Annotated in this window: 14 protein-coding genes; 10 read left to right on the forward strand and 4 right to left on the reverse strand. The window is 64.0% G+C overall.

Annotation, left to right across the window (positions count from 1 at the left end; all coding sequences use genetic code 11):
• The first annotated feature begins 94 nt into the window (after positions 1 to 94).
• Complete coding sequence (locus ACFQ2F_RS00445; RefSeq protein ID WP_379084082.1) at positions 95 to 1078, forward strand: complex I NDUFA9 subunit family protein; 984 nt, start codon at positions 95 to 97, stop codon at positions 1076 to 1078.
• Here ACFQ2F_RS00445 and ACFQ2F_RS00450 read toward each other — a convergent pair.
• Positions 1069 to 1866, reverse strand: coding sequence for an undecaprenyl-diphosphate phosphatase (locus tag ACFQ2F_RS00450; protein ID WP_379084085.1), 798 nt, complete (start codon positions 1864 to 1866; stop codon positions 1069 to 1071). The two genes, ACFQ2F_RS00445 and ACFQ2F_RS00450, sit on opposite strands and share 10 nt — an antisense overlap.
• A gap of 103 nt (positions 1867 to 1969) precedes the next feature.
• On the opposite strand from ACFQ2F_RS00450, the gene ACFQ2F_RS00455 reads away from it, so the two are divergent.
• The 3 genes from ACFQ2F_RS00455 to ACFQ2F_RS00465 are packed head-to-tail and all read left to right on the forward strand — an operon-like array spanning position 1970 to position 4689.
• Positions 1970 to 2659: a glutathione S-transferase family protein gene (locus ACFQ2F_RS00455; protein WP_379084088.1), complete on the forward strand. Its 690-nt coding sequence runs from the start codon at positions 1970 to 1972 to the stop codon at positions 2657 to 2659.
• A gap of 48 nt (positions 2660 to 2707) precedes the next feature.
• Positions 2708 to 3826: a tRNA epoxyqueuosine(34) reductase QueG gene (gene queG, locus ACFQ2F_RS00460; protein ID WP_379084091.1), complete on the forward strand. Its 1119-nt coding sequence runs from the start codon at positions 2708 to 2710 to the stop codon at positions 3824 to 3826.
• Positions 3823 to 4689 carry an SDR family oxidoreductase gene (locus ACFQ2F_RS00465; RefSeq protein ID WP_379084094.1) on the forward strand — a complete coding sequence of 289 codons (867 nt, stop codon included), beginning with the start codon at positions 3823 to 3825 and terminating at the stop codon, positions 4687 to 4689. The genes queG and ACFQ2F_RS00465 overlap by 4 nt, the downstream gene beginning before the upstream one ends.
• 9 nt (positions 4690 to 4698) lie before the next feature.
• Here ACFQ2F_RS00465 and ACFQ2F_RS00470 read toward each other — a convergent pair whose 3' ends face one another.
• Positions 4699 to 5499 (reverse strand): alpha/beta hydrolase, encoded by an 801-nt coding sequence (locus ACFQ2F_RS00470; protein WP_379084096.1) that lies wholly within the window; start codon positions 5497 to 5499, stop codon positions 4699 to 4701.
• A gap of 47 nt (positions 5500 to 5546) precedes the next feature.
• On the opposite strand from ACFQ2F_RS00470, the gene ACFQ2F_RS00475 reads away from it, so the two are divergent.
• From ACFQ2F_RS00475 to ACFQ2F_RS00485, 3 genes are all read left to right on the forward strand, one after another.
• Positions 5547 to 6731 (forward strand): glycosyltransferase family 4 protein, encoded by a 1185-nt coding sequence (locus ACFQ2F_RS00475; protein WP_379084099.1) that lies wholly within the window; start codon positions 5547 to 5549, stop codon positions 6729 to 6731.
• Between the two features lie 103 nt (positions 6732 to 6834).
• Complete coding sequence (locus ACFQ2F_RS00480; protein WP_379084102.1) at positions 6835 to 7800, forward strand: sulfotransferase family 2 domain-containing protein; 966 nt, start codon at positions 6835 to 6837, stop codon at positions 7798 to 7800.
• A gap of 109 nt (positions 7801 to 7909) precedes the next feature.
• Complete coding sequence (locus ACFQ2F_RS00485) at positions 7910 to 9196, forward strand: O-antigen ligase family protein (RefSeq protein WP_379084105.1); 1287 nt, start codon at positions 7910 to 7912, stop codon at positions 9194 to 9196.
• Positions 9197 to 9227: 31 nt separating this feature from the next.
• On the opposite strand, the gene ACFQ2F_RS00490 is transcribed toward ACFQ2F_RS00485, so the two are convergent.
• Positions 9228 to 9539, reverse strand: coding sequence for a hypothetical protein (locus ACFQ2F_RS00490; RefSeq protein WP_379084107.1), 312 nt, complete (start codon positions 9537 to 9539; stop codon positions 9228 to 9230).
• A 342-nt stretch (positions 9540 to 9881) separates the two neighbouring features.
• On the opposite strand from ACFQ2F_RS00490, the gene infC reads away from it, so the two are divergent.
• A complete protein-coding gene (gene infC / locus ACFQ2F_RS00495) occupies positions 9882 to 10403 on the forward strand; it encodes a translation initiation factor IF-3 (RefSeq protein WP_379084109.1) in 522 nt (173 codons plus the stop codon).
• Between the two features lie 58 nt (positions 10404 to 10461).
• On the opposite strand, the gene ACFQ2F_RS00500 is transcribed toward infC, so the two are convergent.
• On the reverse strand, positions 10462 to 12129 hold the full coding sequence (locus ACFQ2F_RS00500; RefSeq protein ID WP_379084111.1) for a putative bifunctional diguanylate cyclase/phosphodiesterase: 1668 nt from the start codon (positions 12127 to 12129) through the stop codon (positions 10462 to 10464).
• 306 nt (positions 12130 to 12435) lie between these two features.
• Here ACFQ2F_RS00500 and rpmI point away from each other — a divergent pair, with 306 nt between their 5' ends.
• Positions 12436 to 12639 carry a 50S ribosomal protein L35 gene (gene rpmI / locus ACFQ2F_RS00505; protein WP_069094385.1) on the forward strand — a complete coding sequence of 68 codons (204 nt, stop codon included), beginning with the start codon at positions 12436 to 12438 and terminating at the stop codon, positions 12637 to 12639.
• 35 nt (positions 12640 to 12674) lie between these two features.
• Positions 12675 to 13031, forward strand: coding sequence for a 50S ribosomal protein L20 (rplT, locus tag ACFQ2F_RS00510; protein ID WP_379084114.1), 357 nt, complete (start codon positions 12675 to 12677; stop codon positions 13029 to 13031).
• Positions 13032 to 13056: the final 25 nt, after the last annotated feature.

The raw sequence follows: 13056 nt of genomic DNA on the forward strand, positions 1-13056 counted from the left end.
CGCTTGTCAATCGGATCAACACCGCTTGAGGCCGGCGCCAGGCTGTTATACTTCGCTAGATGGGAGTGAATCGTGTGCGAGTAAAGAGGCTGAAATGGCGGTCGATCTCAACTTAACAAGCCGGGTCACGATCTTCGGTGGCTCTGGCTTTCTCGGGCGCCATATCGTTCGCGCCATCGCCAAGACGGGCGCGCGCATGCTGATTGCGGTGCGCCGGCCCCATTTGGCCAATTATCTCCAGCCTTTGGGCGGTGTGGGCCAGATCAACTTCGTGCAGGCCAATGTCCGCTATCCGGAAACCCTGGTGCGGGCGGCCGCCGGCTCCGATGCGGTGGTCAATCTCGCGGGCATCTTGGCGCCGAGCGGCAAGCAGACCTTCGAATCGATCCATGCGGAAGGCGCGGAGAACGCCGCCAAGGCGGCGGTCGAGGCCGGCGTCTCGACCATGGTTCATATCTCGGCCATCGGCGCCGATCCCGATTCGCCCGCTGCGTATGGACGCACCAAGGCGGCCGGCGAAGCTGCGATCCTGAAGCATTTTCCAGATGCGACGATCCTGCGCCCGTCCATCGTGTTCGGGCCGGAGGATGATTTCTTCAACCGGTTCGGCGCCATGGCGCGGATGTCGCCCGCTCTGCCGCTGATCGGCGGCGGCAAGACAAAGCTTCAGCCGGTCTTCGTGGGCGACGTGGCGAAAGCCGTGGTGGCAGGCCTCGTGGGCCGGGCCCGCGGCGGCTATATCTACGAGCTCGGCGGGCCTGAGATCCTCACCATGGAGGACGTGATGCGCCGGGTGCTGGCCTATACGGACCGCAACCGGATGCTGGTGAACCTGCCGTTCTGGGCGGCGAACTTCATGGCGCAGTTCCTTCAGTATCTGCCCAACGCGCCGCTAACGCCGGATCAGGTCCGCATGCTGCGGGACGACAATGTGGTGAGCGAAGCGGCCGAAGAGGCCGGACGGACCCTGGAAGGGCTCGGCATCACCGAGGTGCCGATCCAGGCAGTCGTGCCGGATTATCTGGAGCGCTTCCGGCCGCGGGGTCAGTTCTCGCCGCGCCCGCCGGCTCACGTATAGAGCAGCACCACCAGGAAGCCGGAGAGCACCATCCGGTAGATCACGAAGGGCAGGAAGCTCACCCGCTTCACGATCGCCATCAGGAACGCGATGGCCGCCAGGCCCGCGAAAAAGGTCAGGCCGGCGCAGATGAAGCTGTCGGCGGAAATGGTGTCGCCGGCGGCCAGCGCATCACCCAGGGTCAGGGTGCCGGCACCCAGCATGGCCGGGATGCCCAGCAGAAACGAAAAGCGCGCCGATTCGGTGCGGGTGAAACCCAAGAACCGCGCCGCCGACATGGTGATGCCGGAGCGGCTGGTGCCGGGAATCAGGGCCAGGGCCTGGGCCACGCCGATGAAGACCGCCTGGAACAAAGTCATGTTCTGCATGGTCTTCACCTGCTTGCCGACCATGTCGGCAACCAGCATGACGATGCCGTAGAAGAAGGTGTTGAAGGCGACGACGCCGACGCTGCGTTCCAGCTCGGCGAAGCCGAACTTCTTCAGGAAGAGGCCGAAGATGATGGCAGGAATCGTGGCGACGACGATGAAAACGGCGAGCTTGCCTTCTTCGGTGAGCTTTCCCTGTAGAAGCTCGAAGGCACCGCCAATCAGGCGAATGACGTCGCGCCAGAAATAGATCAGGATGGCGAGCAGCGTGCCCAGATGGACCATCACGTCGGTGAACTGTCCCTGGTCCGGCCAGCCTGTGAGATAGGGGATGAGAACCAGATGCCCGGAGGACGAAATCGGCAGGAATTCCGTGATGCCCTGCACGACGGCAAGGACGATGATCTGCTCGATCGACATGAGCCCCCTTTTCTAGCCGCCTTGTTACGACCGGCTGCAGGTTCTATACGGAGCGACCGACTCGCGCGATGCTTTTTGCGGCTCCACGGCGCCGAATAGGTCGATGTCCAAACTCCTACACTATCCCCTATGTCCATTATCCCGCTCCGTGCGGCTTGCGCTTGCGGAGTGCGGCGTGGCCTTCGAACTGCAGGAAGAACGGCCATGGGAATGGCGGCCGGACTTTATCCGACTGAACCCGGCCGGGTCAGTACCGGTTTTTGTCACAGACGACGATTTTCCGATCTGCGGCGCCTACGCCATCTCGGAATATTTCCAGGAGACGGAGCTTTCGGACGGCGAGCCGCTCAGCTTTCAGCTCTTCCCAGGCGATCCGGAAGAGCGCGCCGAGGTGCGCCGGCTGATCGACTGGTTCCACCGGAAGTTCAACGATGAGGTGACCGCCTATATCCTGGACGAGAAGGTATTCCGCAGCTTCGGGCCGCGGAGCACGTCGCCGGACATGGAGGCGATGCGGGCAGGCCGTGAGAATTTGCGCTATCATCTGGCCTATATCGGCCATCTGATCGATGCGCGGAGCTGGCTTGCCGGCGAGGCCCTGAGTTTCGCCGACCTGGCCGCTGCGGCGCATCTTTCCGCGCTGGACTATCTCGGCGAGGTGCCCTGGGAAGAGTTTGAGCCGGCGAAGAACTGGTATGCGCTTCTGAAGTCGCGCCCGTCTTTCCGGCCGTTGCTGACGGACCGGGTGCCCGGCTTCACGCCGCCGGATAGCTACGCCGATCTGGATTTTTGATCGCGGGCTTTGGCCCCTGGACGAGCCCCAGACGAGGGGCGATGTGCTTTGACCCTGAAGGACGAAATCGCAAACGAGGCTGACGCGCTGGGTTTCGATGCGGTGGCTTTCACGTGCGCCGATGCGCCAGAGCACGCAGGGCCGGGGCTGGAGGAATTTCTCGCCCACGGGCGGCAGGGCGATATGGGCTGGATGGCCGATAATGCCGACCGCCGGAAAGATCCTAAGACCCTTTGGCCCGAGGCGCGGAGCGTCATTCTGCTCGGCGTGAATTATGGGCCCGAGGGCGATCCGATGGCTGCACTCCAGCGCCGCGAGATCGGAACGGTCGCGACCTACGCCAAGCGGCGCGACTATCACGACGTCATCAAGAAGAAGCTGAAGCAGCTCGCACGCTTCGTTCAGGGCGAATCGGGTGCGGATGTGAAGGTGTTCGTCGACACCGCGCCGGTCATGGAGAAGCCGCTGGCCGCCAAGGCCGGGCTGGGTTGGCAGGGCAAGAATACCATGCTGGTGAGCCGCAGCTTCGGCTCCTGGCTCTTTCTCGGCGCGATTTTTACCACCGCAGAGATCGAACCGGACGCGCCCGAAGCCGACCATTGCGGCGGCTGCACGCGCTGTCTCGACATCTGCCCAACGGACGCTTTCGCCGGGCCGTATAAGCTCGATGCGCGGCGCTGCATCGCCTATCTCACCATCGAGCACAAAGGCCACATCCCGGCGGAATTCCGCAAACCCATCGGCAACCGGATCTTTGGCTGCGAGGACTGCCTGGCGGTCTGCCCCTGGAACAAGTTTGCTGGTGCTGCCAAGGAGGCGAAGCTCGCGGTGCGGGAGGAGACCGACAATCCACCCCTCGCCGAGCTGCTGGATCTGGACGATGCGGCGTTCCGGGAGCGCTTCCGCGGCACGCCCATCAAGCGGACGGGGCGTGACCGGTTCCTGCGCAACGTGCTGATCGCGGCGGGCAATTCCGGCGATCGGGGTCTGCTGCCGCAAGTCGAGCGGCTTCTCTCCGACGAATCGCCTTTGGTTCGGGCCATGGCGGTCTGGGCGCTGAAGGAGCTGGCGCCGGCGCGGGCCGACGAGCTGCGGCCTGCGCATCTCGACCGGGAGACGGACCGCGAGGCCGCATCCGAATGGGACGAGACGAAGGTCGCGGCATGAGCAAGCTATTCTGTTTCGGACTCGGGTTTTCCGCCGAGGCGCTTTCGGCACGGCTGAAGCGTGAGGGCTGGGAGATCGCCGGCACAGTGCGCAGCGAGGAGAAGGCGGAGCGCCTGCGTGGGCTGGGCTACGAGATGGTCACCTTCGAAGGGCCGGAGGGCAAGGCGAAAGTCCTGAGACTGCTCGAGGGCACCACGCATCTGCTGCTTTCCATCCCGCCGCGGGATGGCGATCCGGCCCTTGAGATCTTCGCCGACGAGATCGGCGCCCTGAAGAGCCTCCAATGGATCGGCTATCTCTCGACAGTGGGGGTCTATGGCGATCACGAAGGCGCAGCCGTCGACGAGACGACGACGCCGAAACCCGAAAAGGATCGCAGCAAGGCGCGAGTGGAGGCGGAAGCCGCCTGGCTGGCGCTCGGCGAGGAGATCGGCGTACCGACCCAAGTCTTCCGGCTTGCGGGCATCTACGGGCCCGGGCGGAGCGCGGTCCAGAAGGTCCAAGACGGCACGGCGAAGCGGATCGTGAAGCCTGGCCAGGTGTTCAGCCGCATCCATGTGGAGGACATCGCGACAGTGGTGGCGGCCTCCATCGATAAGCCCCGCCAGGGCGCAATCTACAACGTGGCCGACGACGAGCCGGCCCCGCCCCAGGACATCATCGCCTATGCGGCGGAGCTGCTGGGCATCGAGCCGCCGCCGGAGGTGCCGTTCGAGGAGGCCGACATGTCGCCCATGGCGCGGAGCTTCTACAGCGAGCGGCGGCGGATCGTGAACGACCGGATCAAGTCGGAGCTGAAGGTGACGCTCGCCTATCCGACCTACCGGGAAGGCTTGCGCTCACTCGTGCCGCCACAGGACTAGCGATCCAGATTAGTTTTCGACGAGCCCCTGCAGGGTCCGCTCCAGGCGCTTCAAATCTTGAGGCCGGGACAGGCGATGGTCGCCGTCCTTGATCAGATCCAGCTCCACATCGTCATTGGCCAGGAGATCCATCAGGGCAAAGGCGTGGCGCCAGGGCACGTCCGGATCTTCCATGCCTTGCAGGATGCGCACCGGGCAGCCGGGATCGAGCTTGCCGCCGCCCAGGAGATGATTGCGCCCCTCCTCGATGAGAAAGCGGCTGATGGGATACGGCTCATCGTAGTCGGACGGCGCGTAATAGACGCCGTCCTCCTCCAACTTCTGGCGCGAGGCGGGCGAGAGCTTCTGCCACATCAGCGCTTCGGTCATGTCGTGGGCCGGGGCGATCAGAACCATGCCGGCCAGCCGGTCGCTCATGTCCTGACGCGCCAGATGGCGGGCGAGGAGCAGCGCGATCCAGCCGCCCATGGACGAGCCGATGACGATGGTCCGGCGGGCGTTCATCAGCTCGAACATGGCAACCGCCTCTTCCAGCCAGTCGCCGATGGAGCCTTGCGCCACATCGCCGCTGGAGAGGCCGTGACCGGAAAAATCGAATCGGGCGAAGGGCAGGGAACGAGACGCCGCCCAGTCGGTCAGCGCCGCGACCTTCGTCCCCGCCATGTCAGAGAGAAAGCCGGAAAGCCAGAGAAGGCTCGGCCCTTCGCCTTGCATATCGCCATCGGTGCGATAAGCGATACGCCTGGGCTCCCCATCGGGCGTGCTGCGCGGGGGGCCGAGCTGCAGGAATTGCGGTTCGTCTTCGCTCACCGTATCACACCACTTCTTTTCGCTTCCTCGAGGATGAGCTTCCGCCCATGGCCGGCCCGACCATAATGCAGATCGTCCCCCGGGTCGAAACCGGGGGCAGCGAGCAATCGGCGCTGGAGATCAACGCCGCGCTGGTGCGCGCCGGGGCAACCTCCGTGGTCGTCTCCCAAGGCGGCCGGATGGCGGACAAGATCGAGGCGGATGGCGGCAAGAACATCATCCTGTCCGCGGCGAGCAAGAATCCCATCACCATGGTGAGCAACGCGGCGAAGCTCGCCCGGCTGATCGAGACGGAGTTCGTCGATCTCGTTCATGCGCGAAGCCGCGCGCCGGCCTGGAGCGCGCTCTACGCGGCGCGGGCCATGAAGCGGCCCTTCGTGACGACCTATCACGGCTCCTATGCGAGCCCGGCGCCCTTCAAGACGACCTATAATAGCGTGATGGCGCGCGGCGATCTGGTGATCGCCAACTCCCAATGGACCGCCCATATGGTCCATGAGCGCCACGGCACCCCTTACGAGAAGATGCCCGTGATCCCGCGTGGGCTGGATGCGAGCGAGTTCGATCCGGCGCGCGTCACGGAGGAGCGCAAGGCGCGGCTACGGGCCGCGTGGGGGCTCCAGCCCGACGACGTGGTGCTGCTCCAGGCAGCGCGGCTCACCGGCTGGAAGGGGCAGCGGACGGTGATCGAAGCGGCGGCGCGCATGAAGGCGCAAGGCCGTCTCGGGCGTGCCGTGTTCATTCTCGCGGGCTCCGCGCAAGGGCGCGACAAGTATGAGGCGGAGCTGCGCGAGATGATCGCAAGCGCCGGGCTGCAGGATCGCGTTCGCATCGTCGGCCATTGCGACGACATGGCCGCGGCTCATGCGCTGGCCCATGTCACGATCATCGCGTCCGTTCAAGCGGAGACATTCGGGCGGGCGAGCATCGAGGCCCAGGCCATGGGCTCGCCGGTGATCGTGACCGCTATCGGCGCGACGCCGGAGACCCTGGTGCCTCAGCATAGGGACGCCGCTAACTTCACTGGATGGCTGGTCCCGGCAGGCGATCCGGGCGCTCTCGCCGAGTTGCTCGCCGAGACTCTAACGCTCTCCAAGGCCGACCGCGACGAGATCGGAGCGCGCGCCCGCGACCATGTAGCGCGTAATTTCTCTCTCGCCTCCATGCAGCGCCGCACGCTATCGGTCTACGACACGCTCTTGGGCACGAACCTCGCCGAGCGCTTCGGCTAATTTGCCGCAAACCTGCCTCACTTCTGCCCTCACCGGGTAACCATCTATTAAGCATATTGGGGCGATCTTTAAGCTCCCCGTTCGCTTGCTCTTGTTGCGTATAATGCTGATCGAAAATCCTGAGACATTCCAAGGCGCTCCGCTGAAACCCAAGGGCGAGGACGCACCCGTCTACTACCTGTTTCACGTGCCGAAATGCGCCGGCCGGACCATCGACCGCCACCTGTCGCTTTACGCCCAGGAAGGCCGGTATTTCCGGGCCAAGAAGCGTAGAGGAATCGGGCGCCTTTTCTCACCGCGCCACACCCTTGCCGGCATGCCCGACCCACGCCAGCTGAACGCTGTCGGGAGCCATTATCTCGGGGCGTCGATGGAGCGGATCTGCGAGGGAAGGGAGATCCGGCGCGCGCTGCTGCTGCGCGATCCGGTGAGCCACATGGTCTCCTATTACAATTTCCGGATGCAGCGCTACATCGCGCAGGGCATGCAGCCCTACAGCTTCGAGCTGGCCTATCGCGCGACCCAGCGGGACTTCATCACCCACTACATTCTGCGCAACTTCCTGGAGATCCCTCTGCCCCGGCTTTGGCTTATGACCCGGCCGCAGAAATGGACTCTGGTGAACGAGTTCCTGTCGCGGTTCTGGTTCGTCGGCGACTACCGGAAATGCTCCGAGCTGATCTCGGCCATGGCGCCGGATCTGGGCGTTCCGGCCCGGGCCGTGCCGCAGAACACCTGCACAGGACACTCCAACCACCCGACATGGCGGCCGCTCAGCGTCGCCGATCTGTCGCCGGAGCTGATTCGCCGGATCCGCGAGGAGAATTCCCTCGACCAGCGTCTGTGGCAGACATGGCGCGGGGCCGGTCTCGACGTCCAGAGCGTGAACGAGACGGCGCTGATGGCGCCCGCCAAGCTTCAGTTCTCGGTGCAGGAAGCCGCAAGGCTCGTCTACCAGGTGCGGCGCCGGGTGGCGCGGCGCTGGAACATGCCCGAGCAGCCCGTACCGGCGCCGGAGCCCGCTCCTGTCCAGGCTCAACCGGTCAGCCGCGCCGTGCAGGCCGGCTAAGTGCGGCTGGAGAGCCACAGAAGCGCTCTTTTTCCTTTCCCTATAGGCTTCGTCAGCTGATTGCGGTATTGCGGTTCGGCACGACACGGTTGCCCTGGGGGATAGGAGTATGAGGTCTTTCGGCGTCTGGCTGGCCGCCGCGCTGACGCCGCTGATCGGTATCGCGTCCTTCCTCTGCCTCGTCACTCCGCGCATCACCGTCGTCGCTCTCGCGCTCTTCGCTCTGGTGATCCTCTCCCTCGCCCTGCTCGAGGGATCGCGGCTGCGCGACCTGATCACCCCCGATCTCGGGTTCTGGCTCTTCGTCGGGACGGGCGTCTATCTCGCCATCAACGCGACCTGGTCGGAAGATCTGGGCCGCGCCCTGAACAAGGCGGTCCTGTTCATCCTGTTCGCCTTGTTGAGCATCGGAACGGTTCGGGCCGTGCTCGCCTGGCCCGAGGAGCGAGCGAGACGCGCCGCCAGGGGGTTCGTCATCGGCGTCGCGCTCGGCAGCCTCTATCTCTTCATCGAGGTGATCTCCGATCAGATTCTGGTGCGGGGCCTGTTCAACCTGCTCCCGTTCACGCGGCCGGGCGACTTCAAAGGCATGGTGGTGGAGGACGGGGTGATCCTGTCCATCCGCCTGGCCGAGCTCAATCGCGGGATCGCGCTTCTCCTGATGAGCCTGTGGCCGGTGCTGCTTTGCGTCGTCGGACGGCGGCGCGGTCTTCAAGGCTGGCTGATCGGCGGCGCGGTGTTCGCTTATGCCACGTTCATCATCCTCGCCTCGGAGCACAACACGTCGCAAATGGCGATCGTCGTGACCCTGGTGGCGTTTCTGGCGGCCTATTTCTTCCCCAGGCCAAGCTGGCTGGCGGTAACCGCCGCCTGGTGCCTGAGCTTCGTGGTGGTCGTGCCGCTGGCGATCACCGCCTACCAGGCCGACCTGCACCATGCGAAATGGCTGCCCTACTCGGCCCAAGCCAGGATTGTGCTCTGGTCCTACACGGCCCACGCGGTGCCCGATGCCCCGGTGCTGGGCATCGGAGGAAGCTCGAGCCGCGCCATGGCCGCGGAACCGGAAGCGATCGCGAAGGCCAAGGCCGCGAAGGAAGAAGGCAAGGCCTACGCCTGGCAGGCGGGGCCCCATGCCCATAACCAATATCTGCAAGCCTGGTACGAGCTCGGCCTTGTCGGCGTGGTGCTGGTGCTTGCCTCGGGCGCCTGGGTGCTCTGGATCATCGGGCGGCTGCCGGACGCACAGCTTCCCTACATGGTCGCCCATTTCGCGGCCTTCGCCGCACTTTCGGCTTCGGCCTGGGGGATGTGGCAGACATGGCTGATGGCTCTGCCCGGGCTCGCGGCGGTCTATGGCGCGATTGCGGTCGCCGCGACGCGAAAGCCCGCGGCCTGAACTCTTCCGCGCCGTCGGCCCGGCGAGGCGGTCAGTAGCAAAGCCTGGCGCCGGCCGTGCAAACCACCGGCGAGACGACGCCGCGCCAGCAGATCGTGTAGCTCTGAGACGTGACGATATCCGGCTTGAAATAAAGGTCCGGGGTCACCGTGCTCCGCCAATAGGGGTTGGGCTCAGCCCGCTCGGCGCTGCGCACGGGATTGATGCCTGGATGCTGACGCCGCCAATCGGCGATCGCGTTTTCCAGTGCCTCGTTGGCCCCTTCGACCGCAGCCTCCTGCACCACGCCGTCATCGGTGCCGGAGATCTTCACGCAGGCCCGAAATTGCGCCTGAGCGTCCATCGGCGCCAAGGCTGCCAAACCGGAAAAAATCAGCGTGGCAGCCAGAATTGTCCTTAAGCGAATCGATGCAGATGAGAAAACTTCCATCCCGTCCCCGTCTCAATGTCCCTACCGTCGCGATGAAACCTGTTACAAGGGATCGCGGTTTAACCTAGCGCAGTCGCGAAAGGGGCAATCCTTCTTTATCGGAATGGCCCCTGCCGATTGACTTGTCAGCCAGGTTTCCCATCCTATAGAAAATCGCTTGCAATCGGTCACGCGAGCGCGCTTGGAATATAATTTTTATCAGCAGCGCTCGACGATTTGGACAATAGAGGAGTTCGACACATCGCAAGACGGCCTATGAAAAAAGCTCCCACACGGGAGGGGCCCCGCACCAACGAGGCCATCAATTCTGAGAAGATTCAGCTGATTAACGCGGAAGGCGACAATATCGGCGTGGTCGACCTGGAAGAAGGGCTCTCGCAAGCCGGCGAGGCCGGGCTCGATCTGGTCGAGATTTCACCGAATGCCGATCCGCCGGTCTGCAAGATTCTCGATTACGGGAAGTACAAGTATCAGGCTCAGAAGAAGGCAGCCGAAGCGCGCAAAAAGCAGCGCACGGTGGAGGTCAAAGAGATCAAGATGCGGCCGAACATCGATGTGCATGACTACGACGTGAAAATGCGCTCGATGCTCCGGTTCTTCGAGGACGGCGACAAGGTCAAGGTGACCCTCCGGTTCCGCGGCCGCGAAATGGCGCACCAGGATCTCGGCATGGACCTTCTGAAGCGCGTCCGCGAGGACGTCATCGATCTGGCCAAGGTCGAGCTCGAGCCGAAGCTCGAAGGCCGCCAGATGATCATGGTGCTCGCACCGCGCTAGTGGCAGCAGCCGCGTTTCCGGCGGCTCAGTCTTTCGACATCACGCGCGCCGATCGCCGTTACGCGATGCGGCGCGCTTCTTTTTCCGGCAGGGTTTGGATGGCGGGGAGCTCCGGTACCGGTGCACCGAACAGATAGCCCTGGCCGGTCTCGCAGCCTAAGGCTAGCAGGGTCTCGGCGAGAGCCTGGCTCTCGATCCCCTCCGCCGTGGTCTGCAGCTCCAGGGCGCGCCCGAGGCGGATCATCGCCTCGACGATACGCAGCTCCTCCGGATTTCTCATGATCTTCGCGACGTAGCTCCGATCGATCTTCATGGCGTCCAGCTTCAGCTCGCGCAGATGGTAGAGGCCGGCATAGCCGGTGCCGAAATCGTCCAGGGCCACGCGCAGGCCCAGCGCATGGAGCTGGTCGAGGGTGGCTTTCGCCTCGTCGATGCGCGTCACCATGGCCGTCTCGGTGATCTCGATCTGCAGGCGCTCGGGCGGAAACCGGGTCTCGGCGAGGATGCCGCCAATGGTCGTGGTGAGCAGGCTGTCGGCGAATTGGCGCGGCGAGAGATTGATGGAGAGGTAGGGGGCGTCGGACGCGATCCCGATGTCCTGAATGCTCCGGCGCAGAAGGCTGTAGGTCAGCCGTCCGATGAGCCCCGTCTCCTCGGCGATGGGGATGAAACTGTCCGCCGTGAGAAGCCCCTGCTCGGGGTGGTGCCAACGCGCGAGAACCTCGTAGCCGACGACATCGCGGGTCCGGAGATCGATCAGGGGCTGGTAGTAGGGCCGGATCTGGCCGCTGTTGATGGCGCCGCGCATTTCCCCTTCCAGGACGAAGCGCTGCTGCAGCCGTTCGTCCATGTCTTCGTCGAAGAAGCGATAGGAGCCGCGCTGCTCGCTTTTGGCCCGGTACATGGCCATGTCGGCCCGGTGCAGCAGCATATCGATGCTGTCGTCTTCTGGAATGTCGAATTGCTCGGGGGGCGTGTCGCCACGATAGACCGCCGTGCCGAGGCTCACCCCGATCCGCAGCTCCAGGGCCGAGATATGCATCGGCTGAGGTACCTCGTCGACGATGCGCTTGGCCATGTCGCTCGCCGCTTTGCCGTCGCCTTGATAGCGGTAGAGAATGCCGAATTCGTCGCCGCCCAGCCTGGCGACGAGGCCCTGATTGCCGGCAATTCGGAGGAGGCGTTCGGCGACGGCCTTCAGCACCTTGTCGCCCAGGCCGTGGCCATAGAGGTCGTTGATCGGCTTGAAGCGGTCGAGATCGAGCAGAAAGATGGCGCAGCCGCCGTCTTTCGGCAGGTGATCGACCCATCGCGGGAAGGCTTCCAGAAAGTAGCGGCGGTTGGGCAGCCCGGTGAGGGTGTCGTGGCGTGCCAGACGATGGGCATGACGCTCCGCCTGCTTGCGCTGGGCGATCTCGCCGCGAAGCTGCTGCATGCGCCGCGCGGCATAGAGGAAGCCTGCGATACCGGACAAGGTCAGGGCGTGGAGCAGCTCGTCGAGCTCGTAGAATTCGTTGGCGTGGAACCAGCGTTCCAGAGAATCGTGGAAGTCGATCCTGTAGAGGATGCCGTAGAGCACCAGCGTACCAATGACGAAGAGGATGGTGTCGCTGGCGGCCGGATTGCGCTCCCGAAGCCGCCGCCAGGCATGGCGGGCCCTGCGCCCTGCTCGTTCGAGCAGCGCGAAGTCCGTCTTCTGCCTTAGGACCTCAATCAAAGCTGGCATTCCTCCCGCAAACGTTGCGTCGCATGGAAATGCATCTAGGTTGGGATTTCGTAAGCGCGGCGCGTTAACTTGGCTAACAACTGGTTAAAGCCGGTTCTCCTGCGGCGGAGGGCAGAAGGACGCCCCCTCCGGTACTTGCTAAAAACGGCCAATTGGCCTTATAAGGCGCGCTTGAACCAATGCAGGAGCGGCCTGGCGGGGCATGCCATGGCGGCTTGCAATGCTTCATTCATCCATAGAGGGATGTTTTCCAACGCCGGACCGGTGGCCCGCGCCCCGGTCCCTATCGAGAATTAAGGAAGCAAAATGCCCAAGATGAAGACCAAGAGCGGTGCCAAGAAACGCTTCAAGATCACGGCCAATGGCCGGGTCAAGTGTCAGGCCGCCGGCAAGCGTCACGGGATGATCAAGCGTACCAACAAGTTCATCCGGGATGCCCGCGGCACCTTTGTCCTGTCCGATGAGGACGCAAAGGTCGTGAAGAAGCATTTCCTCCCTTACGGCCGATAGAGCCTAAGGCTGAGACCTCTTAAAGGAGCACCGATATGTCTCGTGTGAAACGCGGCGTCACCAGTCACGCCCGCCACCGTAAGGTTCTGACCCAGGCGAAGGGCTATCGGGGCCGCCGGAAGAACACCATTCGCGTCGCCAAGCAGGCCGTCGACAAGGCGGGTCAGTACGCCTATCGCGACCGCAAGGTGAAGAAGCGGACCTTCCGTTCGCTGTGGATCCAGCGCATCAACGCCGCGGCCCGCCTGCACGGCCTCACCTATGCCCGGTTCATCGAAGGGCTGAAGAAGTCCGGCATCGAGCTGGACCGCAAGGTGCTGGCCGACATCGCCGTGCGCGAACCGGATGCCTTCAAGAGCCTGGCAGAGACCGCCGCTTCGGCGCGCAGCTAGGCATCGCGTAAGGACGTTCGAAACT

The sequence above is a fragment of the Methyloligella solikamskensis genome, from assembly GCF_042676065.1.
Lineage (GTDB): Bacteria > Pseudomonadota > Alphaproteobacteria > Rhizobiales > Methyloligellaceae > Methyloligella > Methyloligella solikamskensis.

Excerpts from the sequence above, each read along its gene's own strand:
- ACFQ2F_RS00465 (WP_379084094.1), top strand. The coding sequence starts at position 3,823 with ATGAGCAAGCTATTCTGTTTCGGACTCGGGTTTTCCGCCGAGGCGCTT.
- ACFQ2F_RS00500 (WP_379084111.1), bottom strand. The coding sequence starts at position 12,129 with ATGCCAGCTTTGATTGAGGTCCTAAGGCAGAAGACGGACTTCGCGCTG.
- ACFQ2F_RS00480 (WP_379084102.1), top strand. The coding sequence starts at position 6,835 with ATGCTGATCGAAAATCCTGAGACATTCCAAGGCGCTCCGCTGAAACCC.
- ACFQ2F_RS00445 (WP_379084082.1), top strand. The coding sequence starts at position 95 with ATGGCGGTCGATCTCAACTTAACAAGCCGGGTCACGATCTTCGGTGGC.
- rplT (WP_379084114.1), top strand. The coding sequence starts at position 12,675 with ATGTCTCGTGTGAAACGCGGCGTCACCAGTCACGCCCGCCACCGTAAG.
- ACFQ2F_RS00490 (WP_379084107.1), bottom strand. The coding sequence starts at position 9,539 with ATGGACGCTCAGGCGCAATTTCGGGCCTGCGTGAAGATCTCCGGCACC.
- ACFQ2F_RS00475 (WP_379084099.1), top strand. The coding sequence starts at position 5,547 with ATGGCCGGCCCGACCATAATGCAGATCGTCCCCCGGGTCGAAACCGGG.
- infC (WP_379084109.1), top strand. The coding sequence starts at position 9,882 with ATGAAAAAAGCTCCCACACGGGAGGGGCCCCGCACCAACGAGGCCATC.
- ACFQ2F_RS00485 (WP_379084105.1), top strand. The coding sequence starts at position 7,910 with ATGAGGTCTTTCGGCGTCTGGCTGGCCGCCGCGCTGACGCCGCTGATC.
- ACFQ2F_RS00455 (WP_379084088.1), top strand. The coding sequence starts at position 1,970 with ATGTCCAAACTCCTACACTATCCCCTATGTCCATTATCCCGCTCCGTG.
- rpmI (WP_069094385.1), top strand. The coding sequence starts at position 12,436 with ATGCCCAAGATGAAGACCAAGAGCGGTGCCAAGAAACGCTTCAAGATC.
- ACFQ2F_RS00450 (WP_379084085.1), bottom strand. The coding sequence starts at position 1,866 with ATGTCGATCGAGCAGATCATCGTCCTTGCCGTCGTGCAGGGCATCACG.